A 16,999-nucleotide genomic window follows, 5' to 3' on the forward strand; every position below is an offset into this window, starting at 1 on the left:
TTATGAAAGACCGATTGGCATTAGAAAATAACAGGCTTCGTGCAGCAATTGCTGTTTGCATTTATTTTTGTTTTATACTCTTAGTGTTCTATTTTAAATTAGAATTTCAATTTATAAGAGTAATTGGAGAATTATTAACCATTCCTGCGCTTTTAGCACTTGTTTTTATACCCATTTGGGCTCTTATAGATGGTTTTAGAAAGAAAAACAAAAAACAATCTACCTATATATTAACTTTATTAGTTTCCTTAATTACAATGGTACTATTATTACTTACTAATTTTTTTTCAAGTTAAAATGCATTTAGAGATTATTCCGTTTGATAAAAAATACTCGCGTGATTTTTATAACTTAAATATAGAATTGCTTCAAACCTTTTTCTATGTTGAGCCATACGACGAAGAAGTTTTAAGTTACCCAGAAAAGTATATAATAAATAAAGGTGGTTATATTTTTTTTGCTACACTCGATAATATTATTGTTGGCACTTATGCTTTAATGCCATTACCAAAACAAGATGCTTTCGAACATACTAAAATGGCTGTATCTCCAGAGTTTCGAGGTCAAAAAATTGGACAAAAGCTTTTAGAACACTGCATTGCTTTTGCAAGAACAGAACAGTTTAATAGACTACTACTCTATTCTAGCAGAAAACTTGAAAATGCCATCTATTTATATCGAAAGTTTGGCTTTGCAGAAATAGAAGTTGAAGACAACTGTCCTTATAAACGTTGTGATATTAAGATGGAGTATTTAGGCTTATAATTCTAAATAATTATCTAAAGCTTCGCAATATTTTAAATCAGATTGACACAGAGCTCGTGAAGTTTCAATTAATAAATTGATTACATCTTTGTCTTCTGAGCAAATTTTATGAGCCAAAACCAATTCTGAATAAGCGCTAAAATAGTTTTTAGAATAAAATCTATTTCTACCAGATTTTAATAAAAATTGAAAAGCTTCATCGTTCTTTTTTAAGTTTATTTCATTAACTAATTCAGATTGAGTAGACTCGTATTTATGAAACTTAAAGCCATATATAACTACAGTAGTCGTTAATAAAAGTGTAATCAAAACAGTTAATAAACTTACTAATTTTTATTTCTTTTAATTGAAGGTTTTAATTTAAACTCTCTAAAATATAAAGGTAAAGATGAGAAGGTTGGTACTTTTCCTCTTTTAGAAAAAGGCTTTCTTAGTATTCTCTTATAGATCCAACTTTGCATGCCAAAACCCATGGGCAAGCTTAGATTTCATGGTATCTATTGCTTTTCCCCAATTAACATCTACTTTTTCGGTTTTCTCGTTTGAGTTTGTTTCTAATAAGTCAAAATCATCAGACATAGGATATACTTGGTTTTAAAGTTGTACATTTTTTTTTAGAATTTATATTTATTTTGTTGAAACAAAAAGCAACATAAATTCTAAAGCAATTTCGTTAAAAAATCTAACTTTTGAAATAAAATAGCTTACTTATATGTGTTAACTTATATTTAAATGTTACAAAAGTCTATTGTTTTATTTGTTTTGCTTTGAAAATTATAAATAATGAAATAAAGAAATTATCTTTAACCTCTAAAAAAAACACTAAATATGAAAATAAAATACGCTTTAGTTATTTTTTTTACTTTGAGCTTATTAGCCTGTAAAAATGATAAAAAAACAGATACAGATAAAAAGAACTCACAGAGTGCTGAGTTAAAAATTACGCCTATTGAACATGCAACTATGGTTTTAGAATACAACGGTAAAACTATTTATGTAGATCCTACTGGTGGCAAAGAGGCCTTTGAATCTCTGCCAAAAGCAGACTATATATTAATTACAGACATTCATAGCGACCATTTACATTTAAATACAATAGAAGCTATAGAAACAAGCACTGCTACTATTATTGCGCCAGAAGCTGTTTATGAGCTATTGCCTAAAAACTTTAGACAACAAACTGAGGCTATGATTAATGGCAGTAAGGTTGATTATGAAGCTTTCTCTATTGAAGCTATTCCTATGTATAATTTACGTGAAGAAGCTTTAAAATATCATAGCAAAGGAAGAGGTAATGGTTATGTATTAACCTTTGGAAAAGAGCGTATTTATATATCTGGTGATACTGAAGATATTCCTGAAATGAGAAAACTTCAAAATATAGACAAAGCCTTTATTTGTATGAACTTACCTTATACTATGACTGTTGAAAGTGCCGCAGATGCTGTTTTGAATTTTAAACCAATGCAAGTGTATCCTTACCATTATCGTGGTACTGAAGGATACAGTGATGTAGAAAAATTTAAGGCTATTGTTAATGAAAAAACCAAAGATATTGAGGTCATTCAATTAGATTGGTATCCTAATGATAGTGAGAAATAATAAAATATAATACACACAAAAAGCAGACGATTGTCTGCTTTTTTTTATGCTTAAAATTGAAATATTATCTAATTAATTTTTTATACTTAATACGTTTTGGCATTAAATCGCCTCCAAGACGTTTCTTTTTATTCTCTTCGTATTCACTAAATCCTCCTTCGAAGAAATAGACTTGACTATCGCCTTCAAAAGCTAAAATATGTGTACAAATTCTATCTAAAAACCAACGGTCGTGACTAATAACTACTGCACAACCAGCAAAGTTTTCAAGACCTTCTTCTAACGCTCTTAAAGTATTGACATCTAAATCATTAGTAGGCTCATCTAAAAGTAAAACATTACCTTCTTCTTTAAGTGTCATAGCTAAGTGCAAACGGTTACGTTCACCACCAGATAGTAGTTCTACTTTTTTGTTTTGTTCTCCTCCTGAAAAGTTAAAACGACTTAGGTAAGCTCTGGAGTTTACTTCCTTTCCTCCCATCATGACTAACTCTTGCTCATCACTAAAGTTTTGCCATATGGTTTTTTTAGGATCTATGTTAGTATGCTTTTGATCTACGTATGCAATTTTTGCTGTATCACCAACTTTAAACTCACCTTTGTCGGGAGTTTCTTCACCCATTATCATTCTAAAAATAGTGGTTTTACCAGCACCATTTGGACCAATAACACCAACTATACCAGCTTGTGGTAGGTTGAAATTTAAATCTTCATACAATAACTTATCATCATAAGCTTTACTAACTCCAATAGCTTCAATTACATTAGTTCCTAAACGAGGCCCATTAGGAATATAAATCTCGAGTTTTTCGTCCAATTGTTTTTGGTCTTGACTCATTAATTTATCGTAATTTTTTAAACGCGCTTTCTGCTTAGTTTGTCTTCCTTTTGCTCCTTGTCTAACCCAATCAAGCTCACGTTCTAATGTTTTTTGTCTTTTGGAAGCCGTTTTGCTTTCTTGAGCTAATCGTTTAGACTTCTGGTCTAACCAAGACGAATAATTTCCTTTCCATGGTATTCCTTCTCCTCTATCTAATTCTAAAATCCATCCTGCAACATTATCTAAAAAGTACCTATCGTGCGTTACAGCAATAACAGTTCCTTTATATTGTGCTAAATGATGCTCTAACCAATGTACAGACTCTGCATCAAGGTGGTTAGTTGGTTCATCTAAAAGTAATACATCTGGCTCTTGCAATAATAAACGACATAATGCAACACGACGTCTTTCTCCTCCAGATAATACTGCTATTTTTTTGTCACCATCAGGAGTTCTTAAAGCATCCATTGCTATCTCTAGTTTGGTATCTAGTTCCCAAGCATTAGCTGCGTCAATTTCATCTTGTAAAACAGCTTGTCTAGCCATTAACTTATCCATTTTATCAGCATCACTATAGACTTCTTCTAGACCAAACATATCGTTAATTTTATTGTATTCGTCAAGAATGGCAACGGTTTCTGCTGCTCCTTCTCTAACAATTTCCATAACGGTTTTATCTTCATCTAACTTAGGTTCTTGCTCTAAGTATCCAACCGAATAATCTTGAGAAAATACAATATCGCCTTGATAGTTTTTATCTACTCCAGCTATTAATTTTAACAACGTAGATTTACCAGAACCGTTAAGTCCAAGAATACCAATTTTAGCTCCATAAAAGAAACTTAAATATATGTTTTTTAATACTGGTGTGTTTGCACTAGGAAATGTCTTGGTTACACCAGACATTGAAAATATTATCTTTTTATCGTCAGACATACTTTTAGTTTATTTAATTATTTATTATGATGGTTAGTTAGCAATTGTAAAACTATTACTAAACCCTTCCTTTTAGAGCATTAAAAACCCAAGCAATAGCAAAAAAGCCAAAACCTACTGCTGCAAATCCCCATCCAGCGACATCATCGTATCTAAATGCTCCTAAAGCGATTAAACCCAAACCTACTATTATCATTATTGTGGTAGCCCAAGCTAGCACTGTATTTTTATTCATTGCCATAATTATTAATTTTTAGGGAAAACAAATATCGTATTTTTAAACTAAAAAAACATCCAAATTTGGATGCCTTTTCTCTATTAATTAATAATTATAATTAATGCATTGGTACTTCTACTATTATTAATTCTGAATTTATATTTGCTTTTATTTCTAAGGCTTCAGTTTCTAAAACACCTATAGCATCTCTTTTATCTAGTGTAGTGTTTGCTACTTCTATTTCACCTTCCACTACAAAAATATAGAATCCGTTTGAAGTTGATTTTACATTAAGACTGATAGTGTTTTCTGCTTCTAAGTTTGATTTGTAAATGTAGGCTTGCTGATTTATTGGAAGCGCATTGTCTTCTAACTTATCTAAAGGTGCTACAAGTGTTTGTAATTGATTTTGCTTTCCTTCAGAAGAAAAATTGCGCTGCTCGTAGTTTGGCTTAACACCTAATTCTTGAGGCATAATCCAGAGTTGAAGAAAATTCACTTCGTCCGTTTTACTATCATTAAACTCAGAATGAGTTAATCCAGTTCCTGCACTCATGACTTGAACTTCTCCTACTTCTATAGCTCGCTTGTTTCCCATACTGTCTTTATGAGATAATGCTCCTTTTAATGGGATTGAAATAATTTCCATATTTTGATGTGGATGTGTACCAAAACCCATTTTAGGTTGTACAATATCATCGTTTAAAACACGAAGCGCTCCAAAACTCATGCGTTCTGGGTTTTGATAACTTGCAAAACTAAAAGTGTGATGTGATTTTAACCAACCATGATTTGCGAATCCTCTTGAATCTGATTTATGAATTATTGTTTTCATTATTTGTAGTTTCTTTTAATTAATTTGAAGGTAGAAATCCCATTTTACCCATTTGGTAATCTCTCATAGCCTCTAAAAGTTCTGTTTGAGAGTTCATAACATATGTACCATAAGTTGCTACTGGTTCATTAATAGGTTCTCCTGATAAAAATAACAAAGTACTATTCTCTTCAGCTTTAATAGAAAAGCCTTCTCCATCTTGGTTAAATTCCATAAGTTGATTTTTATCTAATTCTAAATTTTCAACTCCATTTACAATTACTTTTCCCTTTAAAAGGTATAGCAATCCATGATGTGTGTTAGAAAACGAAATAGACTGTTCTCCACCTATTTTTGCATCTATCATAAAAGCATTTACTGCTATTTGTGTGCCTATTTTTCCGTATTTATTATCTAATTCTCCTGCGATAATTCTAGTTTCAATTTTTTTATCTTTTGAAGTGATGACATTAAATTCTTCGTATTTAGCATGTTGGTAATTTGCTTCTATCATTTTTTAACCAGAAGGTAGGTTTAACCATAATTGAATTCCTTCTATTGTTCCACCTTTCTTTACTAAATCTTTAGTAGGACCTTCTGCATGAATAATACCTCTTCCAGCTGTAGTCCATTGAACATCTCCAGCTTTTACAACACTTTCGTTTCCTAGAGAATCTCTATGCAGTTGCTCGCCTTGCACTAAAAATGTTACAGGCTCAAAACCTCTATGTGGATGTGGACCAAGGTCGAATGGGTTATTAGTTTCTGATATCTCATATGGACCATAATGATGGAGTAGTACGAATGGATCTATCATTTCTATGTGTTGTGTAGGAAATGGTTGACGCAATCTTATTGGTCCCATATCTACAAAATGACTTTTCCCTGCTCTTTTTATTGTATTTAATTTCATAATTATTTGTAATAGCAATACTTTCCATGGAAAGTATTTGGTTAAAAAATACGATTAACGCATTTTGTCAAGCAAATTGCTTAATGTTTCAGCTTCTGCTTCATTTAAGTTTTTTAACAGACTTTTATTAAAATCTACAGGTATAGAATTTAATAAATCTAAACCGTCTTGAGTTATCGTAATATTTACTACGCGTCTATCGTAATCTGAAGGAAAACGTTGTATATAGTTTTTAGCACACAACTTATCCATTAATCGTGTAGCGTTTGGAGATCTTTCTAGCATTCTATCTTTAATCGTTTGCACATTTAAAGCTTGATTTGCTCCTTGCAATATGCGTAAAATATTATACTGTTGAGGAGAAATAGCATAATCTTTAAAAAATTCATTCTGGCAACTTGTTATCCAATTGGCAGTATAAATAATATTGAGCATTGCTTTTACTCTATTATTTTCAAATTTTGAATTGATATCTTTTGCTAAATCTCCCATTATATATTTATAAGTTCTGAACTGTTTTTATAAACTGTTTTGAAATGTATTCACTTGTTCTAATAACTGCTCATTTATTTCATTATTAATAATTTTGTCATCTTTAAAATTTTCTCCAAAAGAAGGACATGAAAATTCAGCTACAATATTTCCACCCATATATCCAAAACGACCTTTAGCTATTTCTAATGCTGTTGCTCCACCTCTAGCACCAGGAGAAGTAGCCATTAATAACATTGGCTTATTACTCCATAATTTTCCATCGATTCTAGACATCCAATCGAAAAGGTTTTTAAAAACAGTTGCATAAGTTCCGTTGTGCTCTGCTAGAGATAATATTAGACCATCTGAAGATTTAATATAATCTAAAAATTTATGAGCGTTATCTGGAATACCATGTTCAATTTCATAATCTATTCCATAAATGGGTAATTTAAAATCGTTTAAATCTAAAACTGTTACATTAACATCTTTTACTAATGTAGAAGCATAAATTGCTAATTGTTTATTTATTGAATTCTTACTGTTAGATCCTGCAAATGTTATTATGTTTTTCATATTCTTTGTTTTTTGATAGTACAAATATACAATAAATATTTAATATATTACTAGGAATATAATTCCGTGTTAATGATTTTAACAAATTATTCACTTTTTAATCCGTTAATGGTTTTGTAAATTCGTAGGAAATTAAAGAGACTATGGATATTAACTTCAATAAAAACGAAGATTACAATAAATTATTATTATCAGATTTACGTAGCAAATTTGCTAAAGTGAAATTAGGAGGTGGACAAAAAAGAATAGATAAACATCATGAAAAAGGAAAGCTTACAGGAAGAGAACGTATAAATTATCTATTAGACAGCAAACGTAAAAGTATTGAAATTGGTGCTTTTGTAGGTGATGGCATGTACCAAGAACATGGTGGTTGTCCTTCTGGAGGTGTAGTAATAAAAATGGGTTATGTTAGCGGTAAACAATGTATTGTTGTTGCAAATGATGCTACTGTTAAAGCTGGTGCATGGTTTCCTATTACAGGAAAAAAGAATTTAAGAGCCCAAGAAATAGCAATTGAAAACAAACTACCAATTATTTATTTGGTTGATAGTGCTGGAGTATACTTACCATTACAAGACGAAATATTCCCAGATAAAGAACATTTTGGTCGTATTTTTAGAAATAATGCGATAATGAGTAGTATGGGAATCACGCAAATTGCTGCAGTTATGGGAAGTTGTGTTGCTGGTGGTGCATATTTACCTATTATGAGTGACGAGGCTTTAATTGTAGACAAAACTGGAAGTATTTTCTTGGCAGGAAGTTACTTAGTAAAAGCTGCAATTGGAGAAAGTATAGATAATGAAACGCTTGGTGGTGCAACCACACATTGTGAAATTTCTGGTGTTACAGATTATAAAGCAAAAGACGATAAAGATGCCTTAGATACTATTAAGCGACTAATAGACAAGATTGGTGATTATGATAAAGCTGGTTTTAATCGTGTAGAAGCAAAAAAACCTAAGGATAATCCTGAAGATATTTATGGCATTTTACCAAAATCAAGAGCAGACCAATATAATATGTTAGATATTATCTCACGATTAGTGGATGATGGTGAATATGACGAATATAAAGCTGGTTATGGACAAACTATTATTACTGCTTACGCTAGAATAGATGGTTGGGCAGTTGGTATTGTTGCTAACCAACGTAAACTCGTAAAAACCAAAAAAGGCGAAATGCAGTTTGGTGGTGTTATTTACAATGATAGTGCAGATAAAGCCACACGTTTTATTGCAAACTGTAACCAGAAAAAAATACCATTAGTATTCTTACAAGATGTTACTGGTTTTATGGTTGGCAGTAAAAGTGAGCATGGTGGCATTATTAAAGATGGAGCAAAAATGGTAAATGCAGTGAGTAATAGTGTTGTGCCAAAATTTACTATAATTATTGGTAACAGTTATGGCGCAGGAAACTACGCTATGTGTGGTAAAGCCTACGATCCAAGATTAATAGTGGCTTGGCCAAGTGCTGAACTTGCTGTAATGAGTGGCAACAGTGCTGCTAAAGTATTATTACAAATTGAAAAAGCCTCATTACTTAAAAAAGGTGAAGTAATTACTCCAGAAAAAGAAGAAGAATTATTTTCTAAAATAAAAGACAGATACGATAACCAAGTGTCACCATATTATGCAGCATCTCGATTATGGACAGATGCCATAATAGATCCACTAGATACAAGGACTTGGATATCTATGGGAATTGAAGCTGCAAACCACGCTCCTATTGAGAAACCTTTTAATATGGGTGTTTTACAGGTTTAATATGAAAAATATAGTATTCACTTTTTTTTGCTTTTTATCGCTTCATTTGTATTCTCAAAATGAAGATATTATTACTTTGAATAAATCCTATGAAATTTCAAGTACAGATAAAACTTTAACTGTAATGTTTCCTAAAAAAGAAACTATAGCGATTCATACTACAGTAGTTAAAATAGATTCGTCCCAATTACATTCTTTAAAAGACTTTTCAATTTTAGATAATACTTCTTTTATAAAAAACTACAAAAAACATGTTTTTAAAAGCTCTAAAATCAGAAAAATTAATCAGTTTGCTGCTCCAATAGTTATTTATATAGATAAAAAATTACCTAAAAAAGTAATTTCAGATTTTACAGATTTTATTAACGATATCCCTAAAATAAAAAATCTAGAATTCTCTATTACAAATGATATTGATAATGCCAATTATTTTATTGAAGTATTAAATACCGAAGTTAGTGCATTTACCAATAAACATAAAGAAGACTTAGACGAGGACGCTATTAAGAACTATACTTTTAGTAGAATGACTTACAAAATGTATAATAATAGTAACAATAAATTTATTTCTTGCCACTATAAAATTAGCCCTTGAAAAGCTATGCATAAAACAATGACTATTTGTAGTACTTTTTTCATAATATTTATTTTTTTGGTTTATTTAAACTACGCAGTAGTTTTTATAAATTAAATCTATAATGAGTAAACACGCCTTTTCAATACGTGTATGCTACCTTTTATTGAGTGAACGTACTTTATTTCTTTTTAATCTTTTTTAAAGTTTCTATTCTTTTTATTTTTCCTGAATCTGTCGCTACAAATTCATCTACATAATATACGACTTTTGGTTTATAATATGAACTTAAATCATTTAAAGCTGAAGCATTTAAACTGTTTTCTTTTCCTTCTATAACTAATACTACACGCTCTCCTAAAGTATTATCCTTTTCTGAAGCAATAAAAAAGCGATTATTGATTTTATGATATAATACGTTTTCAATTTGCTCTGGAAACACTTTTAAACCACCAGAATTTATAATATTATCGAATCTACCTAACCATTCAAATTCGTTTTTTGAATGCACTTTAACAATATCGTTTGTTATGATCTTTTCATCGCAAATATTTGGTGCTTCAACTACTAAGCAATTTCTATTATCTTGGGAAATATTGATATTTGGTAATACTTTAAAATTTAAGTTATTATCTGGATTGTTTAAATGTTTAACTGCAATATGTGAAACTGTTTCTGTCATACCATAAGTCTCAAAAATAGCAGTTTTTAATGTCTGTAAATTAGATTGCAATACAGAAGACACCTTGGCTCCACCAACAATAAGCGTTTTTATATTGTTTAATTTATTTATGTTTTTTTCAAGCTGCATTGGTACCATCGCAGTAAACTGATACTGTTTATTGATATCGATTTCTAAATTAGATTTTGGCTCGATGCTATCTAATTCCAGTCCTAAAACTATGGCACGAACTAACATCATTTTTCCAGCTATATAATGCGCAGGAAGACACAAAAGTGCTCTTTGTTTTGGTTTTAAATTAAAATATACTCCTGTAGCAATGGCACTATTTACCATAGCTTGCTTTTGCATTGTAATGGTTTTTGGAACACCAGTTGAACCTGAAGTGTTAAGTGTTATTGTTTTTGACTGATCTAGCCATTGTATTAAAAAAGAACCAATGTCGCAATTATAAGATGCTTTAGTTTTAACTAAATCTAGCGCTAAATTTTGTAAGTTTTTAAAGTTATAATGTACACCATTATATTTAAAACACTCATGAACGCAATTAAAACTAAGCATGTATTAATCTAATATTTTATAATTATCTTTTGATGGTTCTATAACAGTTCCGAAGAGCTTATCTTTCCAATTCGACCATTTATAAACACGACTAAAAATGAAAAGAATTATGGGAAATATGATAAATACAGGTAAAACAATATCCATAATACCAGATTCTGGCTCAGAAACATCCTTAAAAACAGAATGTGTTTGTAGAGCTGTCCAGTTTGCTGTAACTAATAGTGCTGTAAATAAGTTATTTGCTGCATGAAAACCTAAAGCCAGTTCCATTCCTTCATCCATTAAAGTAATAACACCTAAAAACAAACCTGTTCCTATGTAATAAACCATAATGATGTAACCCAATTTATCAACCTCAGGATTAGAAATATGCAGTAATCCAAAAATGAGTGAAGTTATAACTAACGGTATCCATTTGCTATTAGTAACAACACCAATACCTTGCATTAAATAGCCTCTAAATAAATACTCTTCACAACTGGTTTGAATTGGTAATAAGAGTATAGCTATTGCTGCTAGTACTAAAAACCTATTCAATTCAAAATTATCTATATAACTTTCTGGAGCTAAATAATAATCTAAAAGCACCATTCCAGAAGATATAATTCCCCAAAAGAAAAAAGCAAAGAAAATACGTTTCCAATCTATTTTTTTTCTTGATGTTGTTAAGCTTGTAATCGTTTGTTTGTGCAATAATTTTACAATTCCAAATAGAAAAATTAAACCACCTACAAATGGAAGTAACAAAAACACAAGGTTAGTATTAGAATCGAATAAAGACATTAAATAATTAACGTCATCAAGTCTTAATAAATCTACTTCTGCATTTAATCTCTTAATAAAAACAGCCACAATATGTGGCAAAGAAAAAACAAAAACACCAACAACAACTACCATTATGCCTACGGCGTATCTCCACCAATCGTGTAAACTATTAAATGCTTGAGCTATATACATGTTTCTTATAAATTAAAGTTCCAGTTTATATTATTTTTGTATTGCAATGTACCATTTTTTACTTGTAATGGTGATGAAAAATTATTGGTAAACAAACCTCCTGTACCCAAACCTTGAGGCATTGTAGTCTGCTTTAAATACGTGTATTGCGCGATTGCATTAAGACCAACATTACTTTCTAAAGCACTTGTAATCCACCAACCTATTTTTTGTTTTTCGGCTAGAGTAATCCACTCATTTGTTCCATTAAACCCACCTATAAAGCTAGGTTTTAAAATAATGTATTGTGGTTGTATAGCTTGTAATAACTCTTGCTTTTTATCTATTGTAAAAACACCTATTAATTCTTCGTCTAAAGCAATTGGTAACGGTGTGTCTTCACATAACCTTGCCATAGCTTCCCATTGATTTTGTTTTATAGGTTGCTCTATAGAATGTAATTTAAAATCGCTTAATTTTTTTAGTTTTTCTAAAGCTGTTTCTGGACTAAACGCACCATTCGCATCAACACGTAATTCTATATCACTTGCGCTAAACTGCTTTCGAATACCTTTTAATAAACCTAATTCTGTATTAAAATCTATAGCTCCAATTTTAAGTTTTATACACTTAAAACCTGCTTCAATTTTATCTTGAATTTGTTGTTTCATAAAGGCTTCGGTTCCCATCCAAATTAAACCATTAATTGCTATTGAATCTTGGTTTTTAGTAAATTTAGAAGGAAACAATTCAAACTTATTTTCTGCATTAAAAGATTTAAAAGCCATTTCTAAACCTATTTGTATGCTTGGAAACTCTATGTTTTTAGCTAAAAGAAAAACTAATCCTTTGTCAATATTATCGCAGGTATATTTAAGTTGCGCCTTATAATCTGGTCTATCGTCTATTGATAAACCTCTAAGAATACCGCATTCTCCAACTCCACTTTTACCTTCAGAACTTATGATGATAAACCAAGTCTCTTTTGTTTTTAAAACACCACGTGAAGTTCCACTAGGTTGTTTAAAATTAAGTACGTATTTATGGTAGGTTGCTCTCATTTTCATGACTTCAAAAATACGCAGAAATATAAAAAGTTGATGCTTTTATTACTAAAAACATCAACTTTTAAATAATAGAGACTAATCCACTTTTTATTTATAAGAAATTAACGCGACCTGTTGCCATATCGTAAACTGCTGCTACAATTTTTATAGTTCCATTATCGTCAAGCTCTTTTAGTTTTGGTGATTGCAATTTAATATCCTCAACTGTTTTTAAGGCGTTATTATTAATCACATTATTCGTGAATGCTTCATTTTTAGAAGATACTTCTCCTATTCGCTCTGTCATATCAACTGATGGTCTTATTTCTGATAATAAATCGCCCAAGGCTATCATATTCATTGATTTTGCATCTGTATTATCGATGGCGTGTTTTACTGCTCCACATTGTGTATGACCCATAACAATTACTAATTTAGATCCTGCTACTGCTGTTGCAAATTCCATAGAGCCTACTATGTCTCTATTTTCTATATTTCCTGCAACACGAGCAACAAAAATATCTCCAATACCTAAATCGAAAACATCTTCTACTGGTACTCTACTGTCTACACATGATAATACTATTGCTTTTGGATATTGCCCAATAGCAGCAATTCTACGTTGTTTAGAATGATCACGCTGTGTAAGATTATTACTCACAAAATTCTCGTTTCCTTTTTTTAATCGACCAATAATTTCATCTGGTGTCATGCTTGCCTGTTCTTCTGCTGTTAAAATACTTTTAATTGCAGTTTGCTTAATTTCTACTTCTTCTTCTACAGTATTAATCGCTTCCTTTTTTTGTTCCAGCCGAAAAACACTACTGCTAAACCTAAAAACTTTAAACTCTTTTTCATATTAATTGTTATTAAATTTGTTGATATTAAATTGATTAAAAATTATGATGCATACTTAATTGTAATTGTCCTTTTCCCCAATTAGTTGTCTTTTGATTCATCCAACCCAATTGAAAACGTACAGATGGTTTTAACACATATCCCAAACCTAAATAGGTTCTGTTTCTATCGAAAAGTTCTACTGTTCTATTGTTTCCAATATTTTGTTGTCCATTAATAAATAACTCGTTGTAAAATGCAGCATATAATGCTTTTTCTTCAAGTACTTTTTTATTTAATGGCACATTAATAAATAAGTTATAACGATAACGTGTTCTAAAATCTTGATTTTCTACAAAGCGTTGCTCATATCTAAAGCGATGAGTCAAAAACACGCGATTTAGAATTTTTTGTGGAAGTAATGCTTCTTGATATAATCTATTTTCTCCTGAATTTTCATCGCTATCTCCAGGAGTTCCAGTTGTAATGTTTGCATAACCTAAGGTAAACTTTACGTTAGACTCTTTTGGAGAATAGGTTAAACCAGTTCTTAATAGTAATTGTTCTAGATCTCCAGCAATATTCCAATTACGGTATTGTATATCTCCTTGAATACCAAACTCACTGTTTTTAAAATCATGGTTAAAAAAATACTAATATACAGCGTATTAATGCAATTAGAAAAGTGAATAAAAAGAGGCTATAAGCGCGTTTGGATTTTAAACAATAAAATATTTAGGGAATATTGTACTTCTTTTAATGAATAGTATACAGTAACTGTTTTAGAATTTACAGTAAACATTGGAAATAAACCATTTTCAATTTTGGTTATTAAACAATATATACAATTTCATCATCTTTAGGTCCACCTAGATTGTTTAGTGGCTTTGTACTAAAATTTTCTTTAGATAGAATCGCTTCTATTAATTCTTTATTTGGTAAAACTGAGTTAACATTACTATTGTTACAGAAATTATAATAGTTTCTTTATTTTGGCACTCCTTACAACTCTATACTTTCGCCAATTTCTAATAACATGAGGTCTTTATCTTTATTAAAAAACAAGCGTTTTGCCATTTCATGGTCTATTTCTATATAACCAAAGGTATCAAAATGATAGCCTAAAACTTTATCGCACTGCACAAAATCGCTTGCAATAATTGCGTCTTGAATTCCCATGGTAAAATTATCTCCAATTGGTAAAATGGCTAAATCTAAATTAGTTTGTAATGGTATAAGCTTCATATCAAACGTTAACGCAGTATCTCCAGCGATGTAGATGTTCTTTTTCTCGCCTTCTAACACAAATCCACCTGGTTGTCCTCCATATTTTCCGTCTGGAAAAGAAGAAGTGTGGATTGCATTTACATATTTAAGGCTTCCAAATTCAAAATCCCAAGTTCCTCCATGATTCATTGGATGACCTTCTAAACCTAAATTTTGAAAGTGTGTTACTATTTCAAAATTAGAGATAATTACAGCATCTGTTCTTTTTGCAATAGCTTCAACATCTAAAATATGATCTTGATGTGCATGTGTAAGCAAAATATAATCTGCTTTTAAAGTTTCAATATCAATATGAGAAGCTTTTGGATTTCCTGTAATAAAGGGATCGACCAAAATATGTATATCTTCAATCTGAATACCCAAGCAAGCATGACCATAAAATGTAATTTTCATATCAAAATAAGTTTAATTAAATATAGCAAATAATATGGCAAACAAAAAGGTACTTAGTGCTACCTTTTTTAATTCGCTATCTAATTCTTTATGAATAATATTTTTAGCAACAGTAACTATATTGAGCAGTAACGGAATAAATGCTAGTAAAAACATGTATTGAATTGGTGAATTATAATGAAGCTGAACGTAGGTGACTGCACAAATTAAGGCCAAAATAATTAAAGTATAATGGTATAATTTTGCTTTTTGACTTCCCATTTTTACAACCAAAGTATTTTTATTGGTTTTTGCATCTTCAATTCTATCACGCATATTGTTTAAGTTTAAAACAGCAATGCTTAGCAAGCCTATTGTTGTTGCTGGCAAAAACAATTCCCAATTAATGGATTTAGTGTAAAGAAAATAACTTCCTACAACACTTAACCATCCAAAAAACAAGAAAACAAACACATCGCCAAAACCAGAATAGCCATAGGCATTTTTACCAACAGTATATTTTATGGCTGCAACAATTGATGCTATTCCTAGAACAAAAAATAATATAGAATAGCCAAAATTATCTTTGCCAAAAGCTTGATAGATTAGAGCAATAGCAACTATTAATGTTAATATTGCTGTAATTATCATAGCCTGTTTCATTTGTTTTGGCGATATAATTCCTGAAGCAACTAACCGTTGCTCTCCTACTCTATTATTGTCTGTGCCTTTTATACCATCACCATAATCGTTTGCAAAGTTTGAAAGGATTTGGAAACCGATTGTGGTTAGAATGGCAAGAATAAATATTGATAAGTTTAATTCTGGATTTAAAAATTGAACTAAAAGCCCATCTGGTGGTAAATCTATTGTGCTGAAATCAGCCAATCCACAACCCACAATTATTCCAGAAACGGAAAGTGGTAAGGTACGTAATCGTGCTGCTTGAATAAATGCTTTTAGTTTAGACATTTATGGAATCCATTGTTTTGGGAAGTTAGGTTTACGCTTTTCTAAAAAGGCATCACGACCTTCTTTGGCTTCATCTGTCATGTAAGCCAAACGTGTTGCTTCTCCTGCAAATACTTGTTGTCCTACCATACCATCGTCTGTTAAATTCATAGCAAATTTTAGCATCTTAATAGACGTTGGTGATTTTTCTAATATCTCTTGAGCCCATTTATATGCTGTATCTTCTAATTCATCGTGAGGAATTACAGCATTTACCATTCCCATTTCAAAAGCGTCTTGAGCAGAGTAATTTCTTCCTAAAAAAAAGATTTCGCGTGCTTTTTTCTGCCCAACCATTTTAGCTAAATAAGCAGAGCCATAGCCTCCATCAAAACTAGTAACATCTGCATCTGTTTGTTTAAAAATAGCATGTTCTTTACTGGCTAAAGTAAGATCGCAAACCACATGTAAGCTGTGTCCTCCTCCCACTGCCCAACCAGGAACTACTGCAATTACTACTTTTGGCATAAACCTAATTAATCGTTGTACTTCTAAGATGTTTAGTCTGTGATAACCATCGTCACCAACATAACCTTGATGACCTCTAGCCTTTTGGTCTCCTCCAGAACAAAAAGAATATACACCATCTTTGGTCGATGGACCTTCGGCAGACAATAAAACTACACCTATACTCGTGTCTTCTCCTGCATCATAAAAAGCTTCGTATAATTCTTTTGTAGTTTTTGGTCTAAACGCATTTCTTACGTTTGGTCTATTAAAGGCTATTCTTGCAACACCATTACACTTTTTATAAGTTATATCTTCAAATTCTTTAGCGACTTTCCAATCTGGTTTGCTCAT

21 protein-coding genes and 1 pseudogene are annotated in these 16,999 nt (G+C 31.0%); 5 read left to right on the top strand and 17 right to left on the bottom strand.

From position 1 onward, the window contains the following. Positions 1 to 2 precede the first annotated feature (2 nt). Together P8H50_RS09065 and P8H50_RS09070 are read left to right on the top strand one after the other, a co-directional pair. Positions 3 to 296 carry a hypothetical protein gene (locus tag P8H50_RS09065; RefSeq protein WP_300208043.1) on the top strand — a complete coding sequence of 98 codons (294 nt, stop codon included), beginning with the start codon at positions 3 to 5 and terminating at the stop codon, positions 294 to 296. A gap of 1 nt (position 297) precedes the next feature. After that, positions 298 to 765, top strand: a complete 468-nt coding sequence (locus P8H50_RS09070) for a GNAT family N-acetyltransferase (RefSeq protein WP_300208046.1) — start codon at positions 298 to 300, stop codon at positions 763 to 765. On the opposite strand, the gene P8H50_RS09075 is transcribed toward P8H50_RS09070, so the two are convergent. Both P8H50_RS09075 and P8H50_RS09080 read right to left on the bottom strand, forming a co-directional pair. Continuing rightward, positions 760 to 1,074, bottom strand: a complete 315-nt coding sequence (locus P8H50_RS09075; protein WP_300208049.1) for a hypothetical protein — start codon at positions 1,072 to 1,074, stop codon at positions 760 to 762. The genes P8H50_RS09070 and P8H50_RS09075 overlap by 6 nt on opposite strands. Before the next feature lie 132 nt (positions 1,075 to 1,206). Continuing rightward, positions 1,207 to 1,344, bottom strand: coding sequence for a hypothetical protein (locus P8H50_RS09080; RefSeq protein ID WP_300208052.1), 138 nt, complete (start codon positions 1,342 to 1,344; stop codon positions 1,207 to 1,209). Between the two features lie 249 nt (positions 1,345 to 1,593). On the opposite strand from P8H50_RS09080, the gene P8H50_RS09085 reads away from it, so the two are divergent. Further along, positions 1,594 to 2,367, top strand: coding sequence for an MBL fold metallo-hydrolase (locus P8H50_RS09085; RefSeq protein WP_300208055.1), 774 nt, complete (start codon positions 1,594 to 1,596; stop codon positions 2,365 to 2,367). A 64-nt stretch (positions 2,368 to 2,431) separates the two neighbouring features. Here P8H50_RS09085 and ettA read toward each other — a convergent pair whose 3' ends face one another. From ettA to P8H50_RS09120, 7 genes are all read right to left on the bottom strand, one after another. Continuing rightward, positions 2,432 to 4,123, bottom strand: a complete 1,692-nt coding sequence (gene ettA, locus P8H50_RS09090; RefSeq protein WP_300208058.1) for an energy-dependent translational throttle protein EttA — start codon at positions 4,121 to 4,123, stop codon at positions 2,432 to 2,434. Between the two features lie 58 nt (positions 4,124 to 4,181). Then, positions 4,182 to 4,364, bottom strand: coding sequence for a CAL67264 family membrane protein (locus tag P8H50_RS09095; protein ID WP_300208060.1), 183 nt, complete (start codon positions 4,362 to 4,364; stop codon positions 4,182 to 4,184). Positions 4,365 to 4,458: 94 nt separating this feature from the next. Continuing rightward, positions 4,459 to 5,175 carry a pirin family protein gene (locus P8H50_RS09100; protein ID WP_300208063.1) on the bottom strand — a complete coding sequence of 239 codons (717 nt, stop codon included), beginning with the start codon at positions 5,173 to 5,175 and terminating at the stop codon, positions 4,459 to 4,461. Positions 5,176 to 5,194: 19 nt separating this feature from the next. Then, positions 5,195 to 5,668 (bottom strand): pirin-like C-terminal cupin domain-containing protein, encoded by a 474-nt coding sequence (locus P8H50_RS09105; protein ID WP_300208066.1) that lies wholly within the window; start codon positions 5,666 to 5,668, stop codon positions 5,195 to 5,197. A 3-nt stretch (positions 5,669 to 5,671) separates the two neighbouring features. After that, a complete protein-coding gene (locus P8H50_RS09110) occupies positions 5,672 to 6,067 on the bottom strand; it encodes a pirin family protein (protein WP_300208070.1) in 396 nt (131 codons plus the stop codon). Between the two features lie 54 nt (positions 6,068 to 6,121). Next, positions 6,122 to 6,559, bottom strand: coding sequence for a MarR family transcriptional regulator (locus tag P8H50_RS09115; RefSeq protein WP_300208073.1), 438 nt, complete (start codon positions 6,557 to 6,559; stop codon positions 6,122 to 6,124). 27 nt (positions 6,560 to 6,586) lie between these two features. Next, positions 6,587 to 7,117, bottom strand: coding sequence for an NAD(P)H-dependent oxidoreductase (locus P8H50_RS09120; protein WP_300208077.1), 531 nt, complete (start codon positions 7,115 to 7,117; stop codon positions 6,587 to 6,589). Between the two features lie 143 nt (positions 7,118 to 7,260). Between P8H50_RS09120 and P8H50_RS09125 the strand changes: the two genes are divergently transcribed. Together P8H50_RS09125 and P8H50_RS09130 are read left to right on the top strand one after the other, a co-directional pair. Then, positions 7,261 to 8,889, top strand: a complete 1,629-nt coding sequence (locus tag P8H50_RS09125) for a carboxyl transferase domain-containing protein (RefSeq protein ID WP_300208080.1) — start codon at positions 7,261 to 7,263, stop codon at positions 8,887 to 8,889. Position 8,890: 1 nt separating this feature from the next. Further along, entirely contained in the window at positions 8,891 to 9,484 is a 594-nt protein-coding gene (locus tag P8H50_RS09130) for a hypothetical protein (protein WP_300208082.1), read from the top strand. A gap of 160 nt (positions 9,485 to 9,644) precedes the next feature. Here P8H50_RS09130 and P8H50_RS09135 read toward each other — a convergent pair whose 3' ends face one another. From P8H50_RS09135 to P8H50_RS09170, 8 genes and pseudogenes are all read right to left on the bottom strand, one after another. After that, complete coding sequence (locus tag P8H50_RS09135; protein ID WP_300208084.1) at positions 9,645 to 10,706, bottom strand: AMP-binding protein; 1,062 nt, start codon at positions 10,704 to 10,706, stop codon at positions 9,645 to 9,647. Positions 10,707 to 10,709: 3 nt separating this feature from the next. Beyond that, a complete protein-coding gene (locus P8H50_RS09140; protein WP_300208087.1) occupies positions 10,710 to 11,666 on the bottom strand; it encodes a CPBP family intramembrane glutamic endopeptidase in 957 nt (318 codons plus the stop codon). Positions 11,667 to 11,671: 5 nt separating this feature from the next. After that, on the bottom strand, positions 11,672 to 12,706 hold the full coding sequence (locus tag P8H50_RS09145) for an o-succinylbenzoate synthase (protein WP_300208257.1): 1,035 nt from the start codon (positions 12,704 to 12,706) through the stop codon (positions 11,672 to 11,674). A gap of 97 nt (positions 12,707 to 12,803) precedes the next feature. Continuing rightward, positions 12,804 to 13,502, bottom strand: coding sequence for a carbonic anhydrase family protein (locus tag P8H50_RS09150; protein WP_366900974.1), 699 nt, complete (start codon positions 13,500 to 13,502; stop codon positions 12,804 to 12,806). Between the two features lie 82 nt (positions 13,503 to 13,584). After that, positions 13,585 to 14,169, bottom strand: a pseudogene (locus tag P8H50_RS09155) (DUF2490 domain-containing protein); the annotation flags it as partial. Positions 14,170 to 14,530: 361 nt separating this feature from the next. Next, on the bottom strand, positions 14,531 to 15,208 hold the full coding sequence (locus P8H50_RS09160) for a metal-dependent hydrolase (RefSeq protein ID WP_300208090.1): 678 nt from the start codon (positions 15,206 to 15,208) through the stop codon (positions 14,531 to 14,533). A gap of 12 nt (positions 15,209 to 15,220) precedes the next feature. Continuing rightward, the gene (gene menA, locus P8H50_RS09165; protein ID WP_300208094.1) at positions 15,221 to 16,159 is read right to left on the bottom strand and encodes a 1,4-dihydroxy-2-naphthoate octaprenyltransferase; all 939 of its coding nucleotides are present in this window, start codon (positions 16,157 to 16,159) and stop codon (positions 15,221 to 15,223) included. Beyond that, complete coding sequence (locus P8H50_RS09170) at positions 16,160 to 16,999, bottom strand: 1,4-dihydroxy-2-naphthoyl-CoA synthase (RefSeq protein ID WP_300208096.1); 840 nt, start codon at positions 16,997 to 16,999, stop codon at positions 16,160 to 16,162.

The organism is Lacinutrix sp., from assembly GCF_029238095.1.
Classification (GTDB): Bacteria; Bacteroidota; Bacteroidia; order Flavobacteriales; family Flavobacteriaceae; genus Lacinutrix.